The 14,676-nt window shown below is 66.7% G+C and carries 15 protein-coding genes; 8 read left to right on the top strand and 7 right to left on the bottom strand.

All coding sequences use genetic code 11. The features are described 5' to 3' along the window. Nucleotides 1-5: 5 nt before the first annotated feature. From AE618_RS10975 to AE618_RS10965, 3 genes are all read right to left on the bottom strand, one after another. Complete coding sequence (locus AE618_RS10975) at nt 6-629, bottom strand: trimeric intracellular cation channel family protein (protein WP_054209114.1); 624 nt, start codon at nt 627-629, stop codon at nt 6-8. A gap of 3 nt (nt 630-632) precedes the next feature. After that, a complete protein-coding gene (grpE, locus tag AE618_RS10970) occupies nt 633-1,238 on the bottom strand; it encodes a nucleotide exchange factor GrpE (RefSeq protein WP_054209113.1) in 606 nt (201 codons plus the stop codon). Between the two features lie 93 nt (nt 1,239-1,331). Then, the gene (locus AE618_RS10965; protein WP_054209150.1) at nt 1,332-4,097 is read right to left on the bottom strand and encodes a [protein-PII] uridylyltransferase; all 2,766 of its coding nucleotides are present in this window, start codon (nt 4,095-4,097) and stop codon (nt 1,332-1,334) included. A gap of 569 nt (nt 4,098-4,666) precedes the next feature. On the opposite strand from AE618_RS10965, the gene AE618_RS10960 reads away from it, so the two are divergent. Beyond that, nucleotides 4,667-5,176 (top strand): OsmC family protein, encoded by a 510-nt coding sequence (locus AE618_RS10960; RefSeq protein ID WP_054209112.1) that lies wholly within the window; start codon nt 4,667-4,669, stop codon nt 5,174-5,176. Here the strand turns inward: AE618_RS10960 and AE618_RS10955 are convergent, their stop codons facing one another. Continuing rightward, the gene (locus AE618_RS10955) at nt 5,177-6,361 is read right to left on the bottom strand and encodes a DNA recombination protein RmuC (RefSeq protein ID WP_054209111.1); all 1,185 of its coding nucleotides are present in this window, start codon (nt 6,359-6,361) and stop codon (nt 5,177-5,179) included. A gap of 117 nt (nt 6,362-6,478) precedes the next feature. Between AE618_RS10955 and def the strand changes: the two genes are divergently transcribed. The 3 genes from def to truA are packed head-to-tail and all read left to right on the top strand — an operon-like array spanning nt 6,479 to nt 8,827. Continuing rightward, on the top strand, nt 6,479-7,060 hold the full coding sequence (def, locus tag AE618_RS10950) for a peptide deformylase (RefSeq protein ID WP_054209110.1): 582 nt from the start codon (nt 6,479-6,481) through the stop codon (nt 7,058-7,060). A gap of 45 nt (nt 7,061-7,105) precedes the next feature. Then, nucleotides 7,106-8,035 carry a methionyl-tRNA formyltransferase gene (gene fmt / locus AE618_RS10945; RefSeq protein ID WP_054209109.1) on the top strand — a complete coding sequence of 310 codons (930 nt, stop codon included), beginning with the start codon at nt 7,106-7,108 and terminating at the stop codon, nt 8,033-8,035. A 54-nt stretch (nt 8,036-8,089) separates the two neighbouring features. Next, nucleotides 8,090-8,827 (top strand): tRNA pseudouridine(38-40) synthase TruA, encoded by a 738-nt coding sequence (gene truA / locus AE618_RS10940; RefSeq protein ID WP_054209108.1) that lies wholly within the window; start codon nt 8,090-8,092, stop codon nt 8,825-8,827. Between the two features lie 22 nt (nt 8,828-8,849). Here the strand turns inward: truA and AE618_RS10935 are convergent, their stop codons facing one another. Genes AE618_RS10935 through AE618_RS10925 form a run of 3 tightly spaced genes read right to left on the bottom strand, consistent with a single transcriptional unit; the run spans nt 8,850 to nt 11,118 of the window. After that, entirely contained in the window at nt 8,850-9,437 is a 588-nt protein-coding gene (locus tag AE618_RS10935; RefSeq protein ID WP_054209107.1) for a hypothetical protein, read from the bottom strand. 56 nt (nt 9,438-9,493) lie between these two features. Next, nucleotides 9,494-10,696 (bottom strand): succinyl-diaminopimelate desuccinylase, encoded by a 1,203-nt coding sequence (dapE, locus tag AE618_RS10930; protein ID WP_054209106.1) that lies wholly within the window; start codon nt 10,694-10,696, stop codon nt 9,494-9,496. After that, nucleotides 10,639-11,118: a DUF805 domain-containing protein gene (locus AE618_RS10925; protein WP_054209105.1), complete on the bottom strand. Its 480-nt coding sequence runs from the start codon at nt 11,116-11,118 to the stop codon at nt 10,639-10,641. Before AE618_RS10925 ends, dapE begins: the two co-directional genes overlap by 58 nt. 236 nt (nt 11,119-11,354) lie before the next feature. Between AE618_RS10925 and AE618_RS10920 the strand changes: the two genes are divergently transcribed. From AE618_RS10920 to lptB, 4 genes are all read left to right on the top strand, one after another. Beyond that, a complete protein-coding gene (locus AE618_RS10920; protein ID WP_054209104.1) occupies nt 11,355-11,969 on the top strand; it encodes a ribonuclease D in 615 nt (204 codons plus the stop codon). A gap of 114 nt (nt 11,970-12,083) precedes the next feature. Further along, complete coding sequence (gene lptC / locus AE618_RS10915; protein ID WP_197280750.1) at nt 12,084-12,881, top strand: LPS export ABC transporter periplasmic protein LptC; 798 nt, start codon at nt 12,084-12,086, stop codon at nt 12,879-12,881. 1 nt (nt 12,882) lies between these two features. Next, a complete protein-coding gene (locus AE618_RS10910) occupies nt 12,883-13,635 on the top strand; it encodes an LptA/OstA family protein (RefSeq protein WP_054209102.1) in 753 nt (250 codons plus the stop codon). 108 nt (nt 13,636-13,743) lie between these two features. Continuing rightward, the gene (gene lptB, locus AE618_RS10905) at nt 13,744-14,598 is read left to right on the top strand and encodes an LPS export ABC transporter ATP-binding protein (protein WP_197280754.1); all 855 of its coding nucleotides are present in this window, start codon (nt 13,744-13,746) and stop codon (nt 14,596-14,598) included. Nucleotides 14,599-14,676: the final 78 nt, after the last annotated feature.

Genomic DNA, 14,676 nt, shown 5'->3' with positions numbered 1-14,676 from the left:
AAGCCTCAGCGCGAATCATCCGCCCCAGGCAGGTTCGGAAACGACCAGCCCAGCAGGATCGAGCCGGCCCGCAAGCCGAAACCGGCGGCAAGGCCTCCGATCATCACGACCGCCGGGCCGAAGCCGAACAAGGTGAGCAGCGCGGTCGCAGCGGCCCCGGCCGCAGCGGCCGTCACGTAGAAATCCCGGCTCCACAGAACCATGGCGCGGTCCCCGGCGAGAATGTCGCGCAGAATACCTCCGAAGGACGCGGTCATGGCCCCGAGCGCGATCGCCGACAGGATCGGCACGTTCGCCGCGAGCGCCTTTTGCGTTCCCGAGACGGCAAAGAGCGCCAGACCCGCAGCGTCGGCCCAGAGCAGAAGGCGCTTGGCGCTCCAGCCGTCGAGCCGGCCCGGCCGGCTGTAGGCGATCGTCCAGGCGATCAGCGCAACCCCGGTGCAGATCACCACGCTGACGGGCGCCTCGACCCAGGCGACCGGTCGTCCCAGCAGCAGATCGCGCAGCGTGCCGCCACCTGCGCCGGTGACGGTTGCGAGCAGGATGAAGCCGAACGGATCCATGCCTTTGCGCGCGGCGACGAGGGCGCCGGTAAGCGCGAAGACGGCGACGCCGACGGCCTCGATCACGGCTCAGTTGCCGGTGGGTGGGGTCTGGCCATCCTCGGTTGCCGCGGGCTTCGGCACGCCGGCCGAAACGCCGACGAGCGCCGGCCGCAGCACGCGCTCTCCGATCTTGTAGCCGGACTGGACGACCTTCGAGACCAGTCCCTTCGCGATCTCCGGATCCGGCGCCTCGAACATCGCCTGATGCATGTTCGGATCGAACTTTTCGCCCTGCGGATCGATCTTGCGCACCCCATGGCGCTCCAGCACCTTCAGCAGGTCGCGCTCGGTCAGGTCGACGCCTTCGATCAAGGCCTTGAGCGCGGGCTCATCGGTGGTGCGCGCTGTCTCGGGCAGGCTCTCCAGCGCCCGGCGCAGATTGTCGGCCGAGCCCAGCATGTCGCGGGCGAAGCTCGTCACCGCATAGGCCTTGGCGTCGGATATCTCGCGCTCGGTGCGGCGACGCAGGTTCTCCATGTCGGCGAGCGTGCGCAGCAGCTTGTCCTTGAGGTCGTCACGCTCGGCTTCGATCTTGGCGAAATTGGCCTGGATGATCTCCTCCGGAGACTGGGGCGCGGATTCGTTGACCAAAGGCTCGGCGTTCGGGTTTTCCGTCGCAGGATTCTGCGTCATGGCGTGATCCAATTCTGACAAGACGTGGCGCTCTGCAGGGAAGGGCGATGCAGGCTGCGTTCGTGGCCGATATCGGGCTTATGCCGGCTTAAATCAAGCACGCGCGGCTGCTTTGGCCTTGGTCGCGTGCGCCTTCTCGGCATCGGGGCCGAAGACGTCGAGCAGCGCCCGGCGGATCGTCAGTTGCCGCGCGGTCGAGACGATCTTGGCGTTGGTCAGGTCGGTGACGTAGAACACGTCGACCGCCTTCTCGCCGAAGGTCGCGATGTGGGCCGATGCGATGTTGAGGTTGAGCTTGCCGATCGCGGTGGTGAGGTCGTAGAGCAGCCCCGGCCGGTCGAGCCCGGCGATCTCCAGAACGGTGTGGCGCGCTGACAGGACGTTGTCGATGATGACCTCCGGCGCCACCTGAAAGGTCTGGCCGCGCTGCGGCGGGGCGCGGCGCTGCGCAACGAGGTCGGCGATCTTGATCTCGCCCTTCAGCGCGCGCTCGATGGCGGCTGCGATCCGCTCGGCCCGGCGCAGTTCGTCGTCATCCAGGTCGAAGGCGCGCGACACCGAGATCGTGTCGAGCACGAGCCCGTCCGTCGTGGTGAAGATCTGCGCATCGACGATGTTTCCGCCGGCCGCCGCGCAGGCGCCGGTGACGATCGCGAGCAGGCGCGGATGGTCGGGCGCCAGGATCGTCAGTTCGGTCACGCCGCGGAACTGGTCGGTCTCGACCAGCGTTGCCGTGGTCCGGCCCTCCTGCTCAGCGCGTCGCAGGAAACGGGCATGCTTCTCCTGGCGCGCGAGATCGGTCTTGATCCAATAGGGCGGGTAATGCCGCGCCAGATACGCGTCGCGCTCGGCTGGCCCCCAATCCGACAGGAGCTCCTTGAGCGCGTCTTGTTTCTTCTCAACCCGGGCCTTGCGCTCGATCACGGAATGCCCTCCGGCCAGCACGATCTCAGTCTCGTAGTAGAGCGTGCGCAGGAGCTGGCCCTTCCAGCCGTTCCAGACGCCCGGCCCGACCGCCTTGATGTCGGCGACCGTCAGCACCAGCAGCAGCTTCAGCCGCTCCAGCGTCTGCACCGTCGCGGCGAAGCTTTCGATCGTCTTGGGGTCGCCGAGGTCGCGGCTCTGGGCGACGGTCGACATGTCCAGGTGATGCTCGACCAGCCAGGCGGCGGTTTCCGTTTGTCCCTCGGTGAGGCCGAGCCTCGGCCCGAGCTTGCGCGCGATCTTCGCACCGGCGATCGAGTGATCCTCAATCCGTCCCTTGGCGATGTCGTGCAGCAGCAGCGCGACATAAAGCGCCCGCCGGTTGGTGATCGTCGGCATGATCTCGTTGGCGAGCGGGTGCTCGGATTCGAGCACGCCGGCATCGATCTCCGCGAGCACGCCGATGGCGCGGATCAGATGCTCGTCGACGGTGTAGTGGTGATACATGTTGAACTGCATCATCGCCACGACGCGCCCGAAATCGGGCACGAACTTGCCGAGCAGGCCGGATTCGTTCATCCGCCGCAGGACGGCTTCGGGTGAACGCCGAGCCGTCAGGATCTCCAGGAAGATACGGTTGGCGTCGGGGCTGTTGCGCAGTTGCGGCGTCACCAGCCTCAGCGACTGCGTCACCAGCCGGCTCGCATCGGGATGGATGGCGAGGTCGTCGCGGCTGGCGATTTCGTAGAGCCGCAGCAGGTTCACCGGGTCGCGCCTGAAGGCTTCCGGGTCGATCACGTTCAGCCGCTGGCTCTTCAGCGTGAAATCCGGGTGGCCGAGCGCGCGCACGCGCTTGCGCTTGGAAAACGAGCCGAGCAGGCGCGACAGCGAGGCGCGTGGCTTTTGCTGGCGGGCTTCCAGCGCTGCGCAGACGATCGCGGTCAGATCGCCGACATCCTTGGCGACGAGAAAATAAGCCTTCATGAAGCGCTCGACCGGCGCCTGGCCGCTGCGTCCGGCATAGCCGATCGCGGTCGCCACCTGGCGCTGCAGGTCGAAGGAGAGCCGCTCCTCGGCCCGGCCAGTGATGAAGTGCAGCCAGCAGCGCACGCGCCAGAGGAACTCCTCCGAGCGCTGGAACATCAGCAGTTCCTTGCGGTCGAACAGGCCGGCCGCCACGAGCTCGCGCACGTCGTTGACGCGGTAGGCGTATTTCGCGATCCAGAACAGCGTGTTGAGATCGCGCAGACCGCCCTTGCCGTCCTTGACGTTAGGCTCGACAAGATAGCGCGAGGTGCCCGCGCGCCGGACGCGGGTTTCGCGCTCCTGCAGCTTGGCCTCGGTGAAGGCGGGCGCCGTGCCCTCGACCACCTCGGCGCCGAACCGGCGCACCATGTCGTGGAACAGCAGCGGGTCGCCGGCGACGAAGCGCGCTTCCAGCAGCGCCGTGCGGATCGTCATGTCGGCGCGCGCCTCGCGCACGCAGTCGTCGATCGAGCGCACGGAATGGCCGACCTTGAGCTTCAGATCCCAGAGCGGATAGAGCATGGCCTCGACCACGCTCTCGCCCCAGGCGCCTTGCTTGTGCGGGAAGAGGAACAGCAGATCGACATCTGAGCCGGGCGCCAGCGTGCCGCGGCCATAGCCGCCGACCGCGACCACGGCGATCCGCTCGGATTGCGACGGGTTGAGCGCGGGATAGAAGTGCTCGGTCGCGGCGACATGCAGGCAGCACACGACGCCGTCCATCACCCCCGAGAGATACTGCGCGCAGACCAGCCCGTGACGTGGCCGCTTCAGCAGTTCGCGCGCCGAGGCATGGCCTTGATCGAGCACCTCGCGCAGCCCCGCCACGAGGTGGCTTCGAATCTCGACATTGCTGCTGCTGCCGGCGCTGTCCAGCAGACGGGCAACGGCCCGCTGGGGCGACTCCAGAACGAAGGCGAGTTCGAGAGCCGGCTGATCGGCGACGGATGACACCTGGCCTGACCTCGATTGCGGACGTCGATCGGCGCGCGGGCCGTGGTCGCTGGTTAGCATGGGAGGAGGATTCGCAAAGCGCTTTCATTGCCGGATAGAGAGCGTGATTTGGGTTATTGAACATCTACGTATGTTTTGTTTGTCATAAAGAACGAATAGACCTATAATGCGGACGAATGTGGATTTGAGCCGGCTGTTTGCGGACCAAGGCGTCGAAGACGCGGTGACGCTGGCTGATCGTATCGTGGTGCATCCCAAGCCCGGCCGCGTCTCCGACGAGTTCGTCAACCCGCTTACGCGACCGCGCGACAGGCTCTCGCCGGCATTTGAAGCCGCCAAGCTCGAAGTGTTGCGCGCCTCGACCGTTCGCTGCGCGACGAGCCCCGGCATCAGCAGAATGCGGCCGAGAGCACGGGGATGTGCTTGTGAAGACGCCGGCCTTCGTTGCTTTGCGATGGCCTGTTGTCCCACAAGCTTCTATCAACCGTCGTCGACTGAATAACCCGACAGCAAGGTTCACGATCATGGACGTCACCGCCCTTCGCGCACTCCAGGCTCCGCTCAAGGATGCCTACCGCACCGATCCCGCCGCCGCCGTCATCACGCTGAAGGCAAAGGGTGAGCTCGACGACCAGCACATCGCCTGCAAGGTCGAGACCGGCCGCGCGATCGCGCTTGCCGGCCTGCATCCGGCGACCGGCGGCTCCGGCGCCGAGCTCTGCTCCGGCGACATGCTGCTGGAGGCGCTGGTCGCCTGCGCCGGCGTGACGCTGAAGGCGGTCGCGACCGCGCTCGAGATCGAGTTGAAGAAGGGCGTCGTCCATGCCGAGGGCGATCTCGACTTCCGCGGCACGCTCGGCGTCGCCAAGGATGCAGCCGTCGGCTTCAAGGCGATCAGGCTCTCCTTCGACGTCGAGACCGATGCGCCGCAGGAGAAGCTCGACACGCTGCTCAAACTCACCGAGCGCTACTGCGTCGTGTTCCAGACGCTGAATGTGAAGCCGGAGTTGTCGGCGACGCTGTCGGTCGCCTGATCACTCCGCAGCGTTCTTCAGCGCCAGCCCCGCCGCAAACGGCAGCGTCGGCTCGCCCTTCGCGTCGTCGAACTCCAGCGCCACGATGCGCTCACCCCGGCTGGTGATCTTGCCCGCCGAGGTGCGGATGCCGGCGACGTCGTCCTGCGCCTGGCGGAAATGCTGGTCGAGCTTTTCGGCGCGCTCGCCCAGCCGCCGGACATCGGCGAGCAGCTTGCCGACCTCGCTCTGAATGACCTGCGCCTCCTCGCGCATGCGGGCGTCGCGCACCAGCGACTGCATGAGCTGGATCGCCAGCGCCAGCAGCGAGGGCGAGACGATCATGATCCGGGCGCGATGCGCCTTCTGGATCACGTCGTCGAAATGCTCGTGCAGGTCGGCATGGATCGATTCCGACGGCACGAACAGCAGCGCGATGTCCTGCGTCTCGCCGGGCAGGAAATAGCGCTCGGCGATGTCCTTCACATGGACGCCGACATCGTTGCGGACTCGGATCCCGGCCGCCTTGCGCGCCTCCTCGCCGCGCGCCTCGCGCAGCAGCGTGAAGCTCTCCAGCGGGAACTTGGCATCGATGACCAGCCCGCGCCCATCTCCCGGCAGGGTCACCATGCAGTCCGGTCGGCGGCCATTCGAGAGTTGGGGCTGGAAGGCAAAGAAGGCCGCGGGCAGGCCGTCGCGGACGATTGCCTCCATCCGGCCCTGGCCATAGGCGCCGCGCGCCTGCTTGTTGGAGAGCACGTCCTTGAGTGTCACCACTTCGGAGGTCAGGTCGGTGAGGTTCTTCTGCGCGGAGTCGATGACGGCCAGCCGCTCCTGCAGCTTGCCCAGGCTCTCCGAGGTCTGGCGGACATTCTGCTCCAGCCCCTGGCCGACCTGGTGGCGCAAGCCGTCCATGCGGTCGGCGACGAGCCGCGCCAGATCGCCCTGCCGCGTCGAGAGGATCTCGGCCATGGACTGCATCCGGCCAGTCAACTCCGACTGGAGCCGGTTCATCTCCGCGACCTTGTCGTCCATCTCGCGGGCGCGCTCGGCGGCGATCGCCGCCTCCAGCGCACGACCTCGGCCGCCGCGCCAGGCGGAGAGCGCGACCAGGACGAGCAGGGCGAGGCTCAAGCCGGCGAAGCCCAAGGCGGCCTCGGCCCAGGTCACGGGGCGTTCGAGCAGGACGAAGGCGATCTCTTTCATGGCGCCACGATAGCCGATTCGCGTAAATAAATACGAACGAAAGCGGAACAGTTTGACCGGCAGTACACAAGGGCTTATGTCGCCGGTTCGTCACGAAAGCCCGCGCAGAACCCGTCCATGGCCATCCGTCCCCTCGTCATCCTGCCCGATGCCCAGCTTCGGCTCGTCTCGACCCCGGTCGAGACGATCACGCCTGAGATCCGCACGCTCGTCGCCGACATGTTCGAGACGATGTATGACGCGCCCGGCATTGGCCTCGCCGCGATCCAGATCGGCGTGCCCTGGCGCGTCGTGACCCTCGACGTGGCCAAGCGGGCCGCGAGCGGGAAAGACGAAGGCGAACCGGATGAGGGCGGGGAGGCGCAGGAGAAGCGCGATGCCCAGCCGCGCGAACCGATGGCCTTTATCAACCCGCAGATCATCTGGTCTTCGGATGAGACCAGCGTCTATGAGGAAGGCTGCCTCTCGATCCCGGAATATTATGAGGATGTTGAGCGTCCGGCGTCGGTCAAGGTCGCCTACATGGATCTCGACGGCAAGAGCCACGAGATCGAGGCCGACGGCCTGCTGGCGACCTGCCTGCAGCATGAGATCGACCACCTCAACGGCGTGCTGTTCATCGACCATCTCTCGCGTCTCAAGCGCGAGCGTGTCACCAAGCGCTTCGCCAAGCAGGCCAAACGCGACGGCGTCGCGTAGGCAAGGATACCGCCGTTCGGGCGCGTTCGAGGTAAAGTCCAGCGTATGAGTCTGCGTGTTATCTTCATGGGTACGCCCGATTTCGCGGTCCCGACCCTGACCGAGATCATCGGCCAGGGCCACGAGGTCGTGAGTTGCTACACCCGCGCCCCGGCCCAGGCCGGGCGCGGCCTCGAACTCAAGCCGTCTCCCGTTCACAAGGCGGCCGAGCGCTTCGGCATCCCCGTCTTCACGCCCTCGACCCTGAAAACGCCGGACGTTGCCGAGCAGATCGCCTCGCATGACGCCGACGTGGCCGTCGTCGTCGCCTATGGCATGATCCTGCCGCAAGCGATCCTCGATCTGCCTGAACTGGGCTGCCTCAACCTGCATGCCTCGCTGCTGCCGCGCTGGCGCGGCGCGGCGCCGATCCAGCGTGCGGTCATGGCGGGCGATGCCGAGAGCGGCGTTTGCGTCATGAAGATGGAGGCAGGCCTCGACACCGGTCCCGTCGGCATGGTCGAGCGGCTGGAGATCGGCCCCGACATGACCTCGGGCGAACTGCACGACCAGCTGGCGCCCTTGGGCGCGGATCTGATGGTACGCGCGCTGGCCGCGCTCGGTCGCGGCGGCCTGCGGTTCACGCCGCAGCCGGAGGAGGGTGTCACCTATGCCGCCAAGATCGGCAATGCCGAGGCGAAGCTGAACTGGGCCCGCCCGGCGCGGCAGGTGCACGATCTCGTCCGCGGCCTCGCGCCGTTCCCCGGTGCGTTCGCCGAGATCGATCTCGGCAAGGGCCCGGAGCGTCTCAAGATCCTGCGCACGGCGCTTGCGGGCGGTGCGGCCGAGCCCGGCATGCTGCTGGACGACGAGGGCACGGTCGCTTGCGCCGAAGGAGCGGTCAAGCTTCTGCAGGTCCAGAGGGCCGGAGGCAGGCCCGTCAGCGGCGCCGAGTTCCTGCGTGGTGCCCGGCTCGCCGCCGGCGTCATGCTTTAAGCTGAGCATGACGTTGTCCGAACACCGCAGTCCCCTTTTCGGCGGCATGCTCTGATGCCGCGCTACAAGCTCGTCATCGAATATGACGGCACGCCCTTTTCGGGCTGGCAGCGCCAGCTCAACGGACCGTCGGTTCAGCAAAGCGTCGAGGAGGCGATCGAAGCCTTCTGCGGCCATTCCGTCAGGCTGCATTGCGCGGGCAGGACCGATGCCGGCGTCCACGCCACGCATCAGGTCGCCCATGTCGATCTGGACAAGGAGTGGCGCACCGATGTGGTGCGCGACGCCAGCAATGCCCGGCTCAAGCGCCTGCCGGTTGCGGTCGTCAGCGCGGAAGCGGTGCCCGACGATTTCGACGCGCGGATCTCGGCAAAGCGGCGCTACTACATCTACCGCATCATCGACCGGCGCGCGCAGCCGGCGCTCGACCGCGACCGGCTCTGGCACGTGCCCGTGAAGCTCGACCACGAGGCGATGGACCGTGCCGGCAAATTCCTGCTCGGCCATCACGACTTCACCACCTTCCGCGCTGCCGAATGCCAGGCCAACAGCCCGATGCGGACGCTGGACCGGCTCGATGTTCGCCGCGAGGGCGATGAGATCGTGGTCTACGCCCATGCCCGCTCGTTTCTGCACCACCAGGTCCGCTCGATCGTCGGCTGCCTGAAGATGGTCGGCGCCGGGCGCTGGCCGGAGAACAAGCTCGGCAAGGTTCTGGAAGCCCGCGACCGCTCGCAATGCGCCGCGCTGGCGCCGCCTTGCGGGCTCTACCTCGCTGGTGTGGACTATTGAAGGTGCCGCGCGAACCGTCGCGTCAAAGCGGCAGCAGCCCGAACAGCCGCACCACAGCATAATCGGCCATCACGCTCGCCATCGCGATGGGGATGGCGATTCCGCTGTCAGCGCCGAAAGCGGCGCGCGCCACGCAGTAGCGCAGCCTTAGCACGATGACGCCGAAGGCCAGCGACTGCATCGCGGCGAGCTCCGGATTCGACCAGCCGATGGCGAAGACGGCGGCTGGGACGGCCATCAGGCTGGCCGAGACGATTCCCGCCCAGTTCCAGGCGATGACGAAGCTGGTGAAGCGCGGCGCATGGGCCAGGTTCGGCGCGAGTGCGATCAGCAGCGCCGGCACCGCCAGGACCGCGAGCAATTCGGCCCCGATCACAGCCATGGCCAAGGCTGGCGAGGTGAACAATCCGGCGGAGTTGGGCAGGCCCGCAAGCAGCCGCACAGCGGCCAGGACGGCAATGCTCGCCGGCAGCATCAGCGCGAAGGCGAGGAAGGAGCGCCAGAAGCCGTCGCGCGTCAGGTCGAGTTCCTGGAGGGCCTCGGAGCCCCTGGTCATCAGGTGCCACGAACCGCGCAGCGATCGCGTCACATCCTCAGCGGCAAGCCTCATCGCCTCGTTCCTTAGACTTTCGTCTAAGGCGAATATCAGCCCAGCCGGCCTTTGCGTCAAGTCTCGTGCTGCACTGCAAAATAGGCCGTGAGTAAACGATGCGTGATCCGCTCCAGCGCCAGCAGGTCCGCGACAGCCACGGATTCGTTGACCTGATGCATGGTCTTGCCGACCGGGCCGTACTCGACCACCGGGCAATAGCTCTTGATGAAGCGCGCATCCGAGGTGCCGCCGGTGGTGGACAGGGCAGGTCGCTGGCCCGTCTCGACCTCGACCGCATCCGCCACCATTGCCACGAACGGGCCGGGCTGTGTCAGGAAGGCGACCGCATTGGTCGGCTCGAAGCTGATCTCGTAGCGCACGGCGTTGCCGGCCGCCTCGCGCAGCCGCCGCTCGATCTCGGCGGCCAGCGTCTCCGGCGTCCAGACGTCGTTGAAGCGAATGTTGAACACCGCCTTGGCCTGCGCCGGCACGACATTGGTCGCGGGGTTGCCAACGTCGAGCGTCGTGACCTCGAGATTGCTCGGGTCGAAATGCTGGGTGCCGGCGTCGAGCGGCGTGGCGTCCAGCGCCGCCAGCAGTCGTACCATGCCGCGGATGGGATTGTCGGCGAGATGGGGGTAGCCGACATGGCCCTGCTTGCCGTTGACGGTGAGGCGGCCGGTCAGCGAGCCGCGTCGACCGATCTTGATCATGTCGCTCATCGTGGCCGGATTGGTCGGCTCGCCCAGCAGGCAGTGGTCGAAGCGCTCGCCGCGGCCATGCGCCCAGTCGAGCAGCTTGACGGTGCCGTTGACGGCCGGGCCTTCCTCGTCGCCGGTGACGAGAAACGCGATCGAGCCCGGCGCATCGGGGTTCTCGCGCCGGAAGCGCAGCACGGCCGCCACCATCGCGGACAACCCTCCCTTCATGTCGCAGGCGCCGCGACCATGCACCATGCCCTCTTCGAGGGCGCCGCCGAAGGGGTCGCGCGTCCAGGCGGCGGTATCGCCGACCGGCACGACATCGGTATGGCCGGCGATGACGAAGAGCGGCGCTTGCGTGCCGATCCGGGCATAGAGGTTTTCAACATCCGCCGTGCCCGGCGCGCTGAACACCGGGCGCTCGACGACGTAGCCATGGGCCGACAGGACGTGATCGAGCAGCGCCAGCGCGCCGCCTTCATGCGGCGTCACCGACGGGCAGCGGATCAGCGCCTGCGTCAGCGCGACGGGGTCGAGGGGATCGAAGTTGAGTGGGGGGCGTGCTGGCGTGTCCATCGTGCCGCTTTAGCATCGCCGTCGGCGGCCGCAAGCCGGTCGTCGCCGCGCGCCGACGGCATCAGGCCGAGATCGACCAGCGCGAACAGCCAGGCGATCAGCGACATCGTGTCGAGAGAGGGAGCCCAGAGATAGGGCAGCCAGGGCTGGAGCTGGCCGGGCAGAACGATCGCGCAGATCAGGACGATGCCATAAAGCGGCGCGCTGCCGCGATCGGTCGCGCGCTTTGCGGCCAATGCGGCCCATGGAAACAATGCGAAGGCGTTGGCGAAAGCGACGATCTTCTCGGCATGGAAGAAGAAGAGCGACGGCGCGAACTTCTGCACGCCGAACAGCGCGAGCGCGACCAGCGCGCTGCCCAGCCAGAACTGGCGCAGACCGATGCGACCTTCGAAATCGGTGAACAGGCGGACCAGGGACATCGTGAAAACTCCGATGCCGCCTTTCTGCCATGCGGCATCGAGGCCGGGAAGCTTATGGTAAATAATTGGTTAACGCGGCTGCGAAGTGCGGCCCGGTAGAAAACGCTTGAACGCCGTGTCCCGTGCCGCTAGCTGCGGCGGCAGGTGTTGGCATGGCGCAGACGGGATCAGGCTGCGGCGCGGGCGTGGCTGCATCCGTTTTGAGGGCGCGTGGGCGCCTGAGCGAGGTTTGCGAGATGACCATCCGTTTCCACCGCGGCGACCTGCCTGACGGGTTCGACGCCGGCGCCAGCATTGCGATCGACACCGAGACGCTCGGACTCAACCCGCATCGCGACCGCCTCTGCGTCGTTCAGCTCTCGCGAGGCGACGGCAGCGCCGACGTGGTCCAGATCCGGAAAGGCGCCGAACGCCCGGTCAATCTGGTGCGCCTGCTCGAAGATCCGGCGGTCCTGAAGCTGTTCCACTTTGCGCGTTTCGATGTCGCCGTGCTGCGCCATGCCTTCGGCGTCGTCACCGGCCCGGTCTACTGCACCAAGATCGCCTCCAAGCTGACGCGCACCTATACCGACCGGCACGGGCTGAAGGATCTGGTGCGGGAGCTGCTTGGAGTCGATCTCTCCAAGCAGCAGCAATCCTCCGATTGGGGCGCGGACACGCTGAGCGAGGCCCAGCTCACCTACGCCGCGTCGGATGTGCTGCATCTGCACGCGCTGCATGCGCGGCTGGAGATGATGCTGGCGCGTGAAGGCCGCACCCATCTCGCCAAGGCCTGCTTCGACTTCCTGCCTTTCCGGGCCGAGCTCGATCTCGCAGGCTGGGCCGAGACCGACATTTTCGCTCATACTTGACAAATTATAAGGCATCTTGCGTCAGTCTGGCGATGATTGCCGACGTGAGCGCGCGCGGCGGGCGACACGAAAAAGCCGTTAGCGACTGCCATTGCGCGGGACATGACTGTGGCGATGACATCCAATGACTGGGCCGCCCGCCCTGACGGGACCGTACCGTTCCCTTCGGGCACAATGAGCCGCAGCGCTGCGGCGTTCACGGCCGCGCGCCGGCACACCAGGCTGGTGCGCTTCTTGCGCCGTGCCATTCCCTTTGCCGCCGTCGCTGCTGTGTTCGGCCTGATCGTGGTGCCGTTCCTGAATCCGCTGCGCGGCGTCGCCAATGTGTCTTTAGGCGCAGTCGGCATCACCGGCGGCAAGGTCCGCATGGAAACGCCGCGCCTCTCGGGATATCGCAAGGACAATCGGCCCTATGAGGTCACGGCTGAGGCCGCGCTTCAGGAAATCCGCAACCCGACGCAGGTCGAGCTGCAGAAGCTGACCGCCAGGCTGCAGATGGAGCGCGAGGGCTGGGTCACGGTGAACGCGAAATCCGGCCTTTTCGACACCCAAAAGGAAAAACTGCGGCTCGTCGACGACGTCCATGTCAAGACCGAGGCCGGCTACGACATCCGCATGCGGACCGCCGATGTCGACTTCAAGGGCGGCACTGTGGTGTCGAAGGAGCCGGTGAAGGTCAGCCTCGGCACGACGACGATCGATGCCGATACCCTGGACGTGAAGGACAATGGCGCGCTGATCGTTTTCCAGGGCCGGGTCCGCGCCTTTATTCCAAACGCTCCTGCCGGCACGATCGCGGGTCCGGAGCGCGAGGGCAGCACGCCGCAGCTGGAATTGCTCCAGTCGTCTGGACGGGCTGCGCCCTCCAATGAGGCATCGACCGGCAATCAACCGAACGGTACGGGACAGTGACATGCAGCTAGCCATTCGCCCCTTCAGCTTCGGCCGTGTCGCCGCAGGCTCCGCCGCGGCCCTGATGACGATCGCCGTCGCGGCGGCCCTATTGGCACCGCAGGATGCGCTTGCGCAGGGGCGAGGCAAGGGCGGCGCGGCGAACTCGCCGCTCGGCGGGCTCGGCGGCGACAGCAAGGAGCCGATCAAGATCGACGCCGACAAGCTCGATGTGCTCGACAAGGACAACCGCGCCGTGTTCAGCGGCAACGTCGTCGCCGTCCAGGGCGAGACGACAGTGCGCTGCTCGATCATGACGGTGTTTTATGAGGGGCGCAGCGGGCAGGGCTCCGCCGGGGGAGCCAAGCCGGCCGCAGCGACGCCCGCCGCTGCATCCGCAGCGACGCCTGTCGCTCCCGGAGCACCTGCCGCGTCGGGCGACAGCTCGATCAAGCGCATCGAATGCAAGGGGCCGGTCACGGTGGTCTCGAAGACCCAGGCCGCGAGCTCCGACAATGCCGTGTTCGACCGTGCCAACAACCAGGTGATCATGACCGGCAATGTCGCGTTGAACGACGGCCCCAACATCACCCGCGGCGAGAAGCTGACCTACAACACCGTCACGGGCATCGCCAATGTCCAAAGCCCGCCGGGCGTCCGCGTACAAGGCTTGTTCGTGCCCAACTCGACCGAGACCGGCAAGACAGACGCCAAGACCGGCACGAAGCCCACCGCCGGCGCCGCGCCCGCCAAGCCGGCGACGCCGACAAATTGAACGACTGTGGCTGGCGCTGTCCCCGGCGCGGCCCATGCTTTCCCGATATCTGCTCCAGAGCAGGCGCAGTCCCTCTTAGTGACGATTGTCCCGATGTCGCAATCAGATATGGCGCCCCTTGACGCGCCACCGTCCCATCCGCGCAACGCAGGCGTCTTCAGCCGTCTGTTCGGCCGCTCGGACGCCCGTGGCGACAACGTCGTCGGTATCGGGGCTTCGGAGGCGGCCAAGATCGGCGGCGCCGGCATTCTCGCCGTCAGCGGCCTGCGCAAGAGCTATGGCGGTCGCATGGTCGTCAGCGATGCCAGCCTGCATCTGCGCCAGGGCGAGGCCGTCGGCCTGCTCGGCCCCAATGGTGCCGGCAAGACCACGATCTTCTACATGATCACCGGCCTGGTCGCCGCCGATCTCGGCACGATCTCGCTCGAGGGCAACGACATCACGCAGCTGCCCATGTACCAGCGCGCGCGGCTGGGCATCGGCTACCTGCCGCAGGAGGCTTCGATTTTTCGCGGCCTCAGCGTGGAGGACAACATCCGCGCCGTCCTCGAGGTGGTCGAGCCGAACCGGAAGGCTCGCGACCGGCAGCTCGATACGCTGCTGGAGGAGTTCAACATCGCCCGCCTGCGCAAGGCGCCCTCGATCGCGCTTTCGGGTGGTGAGCGCCGGCGTTGCGAGATCGCCCGCGCGCTTGCCGGCAAGCCCTCCTTCATCCTGCTCGACGAGCCCTTCGCCGGCATCGATCCGATTGCTGTCGGCGACATCCAGGCGCTGGTGCGGCAGTTGACCGATCGCGGCATCGGCGTCCTGATCACCGACCACAATGTCCGCGAGACGCTCGGACTGGTCGACCGCGCCTACATCATTCATTCCGGTCGCGTGCTGACCGAGGGGTCGCCGGCCGAGATCATCGCCAACCCGGATGTGCGTCGCGTCTATCTGGGTGAGGATTTCCGACTTTAAGGCTGAGGCGCTTGGCGCTCATGTTGCAGTGCACGATTTTCCGTGCTCAATCGTGAGGCAAGGCTTTGACGCGCCGGC

The sequence above is a fragment of the Allobosea vaviloviae genome (genome assembly GCF_001298265.1).
Classification (GTDB): Bacteria; Pseudomonadota; Alphaproteobacteria; order Rhizobiales; family Beijerinckiaceae; genus Allobosea; species Allobosea vaviloviae_B.
Note: the sequence above shows the minus strand (reverse complement) of the source record. Positions and strands in the feature narration are given on the sequence as shown.

Bases quoted from the DNA above. Each gene is read 5' to 3' on its own strand.
- grpE (WP_054209113.1), bottom strand. From the start codon at position 1,238: ATGACGCAGAATCCTGCGACGGAAAACCCGAACGCCGAGCCTTTGGTC.
- AE618_RS10960 (WP_054209112.1), top strand. From the start codon at position 4,667: ATGGACGTCACCGCCCTTCGCGCACTCCAGGCTCCGCTCAAGGATGCC.
- AE618_RS10955 (WP_054209111.1), bottom strand. From the start codon at position 6,361: ATGAAAGAGATCGCCTTCGTCCTGCTCGAACGCCCCGTGACCTGGGCC.
- def (WP_054209110.1), top strand. From the start codon at position 6,479: ATGGCCATCCGTCCCCTCGTCATCCTGCCCGATGCCCAGCTTCGGCTC.
- fmt (WP_054209109.1), top strand. From the start codon at position 7,106: ATGAGTCTGCGTGTTATCTTCATGGGTACGCCCGATTTCGCGGTCCCG.
- truA (WP_054209108.1), top strand. From the start codon at position 8,090: ATGCCGCGCTACAAGCTCGTCATCGAATATGACGGCACGCCCTTTTCG.
- AE618_RS10935 (WP_054209107.1), bottom strand. From the start codon at position 9,437: ATGAGGCTTGCCGCTGAGGATGTGACGCGATCGCTGCGCGGTTCGTGG.
- dapE (WP_054209106.1), bottom strand. From the start codon at position 10,696: ATGGACACGCCAGCACGCCCCCCACTCAACTTCGATCCCCTCGACCCC.
- AE618_RS10925 (WP_054209105.1), bottom strand. From the start codon at position 11,118: ATGTCCCTGGTCCGCCTGTTCACCGATTTCGAAGGTCGCATCGGTCTG.
- AE618_RS10920 (WP_054209104.1), top strand. From the start codon at position 11,355: ATGACCATCCGTTTCCACCGCGGCGACCTGCCTGACGGGTTCGACGCC.
- lptC (WP_197280750.1), top strand. From the start codon at position 12,084: ATGACATCCAATGACTGGGCCGCCCGCCCTGACGGGACCGTACCGTTC.
- AE618_RS10910 (WP_054209102.1), top strand. From the start codon at position 12,883: ATGCAGCTAGCCATTCGCCCCTTCAGCTTCGGCCGTGTCGCCGCAGGC.
- lptB (WP_197280754.1), top strand. From the start codon at position 13,744: ATGGCGCCCCTTGACGCGCCACCGTCCCATCCGCGCAACGCAGGCGTC.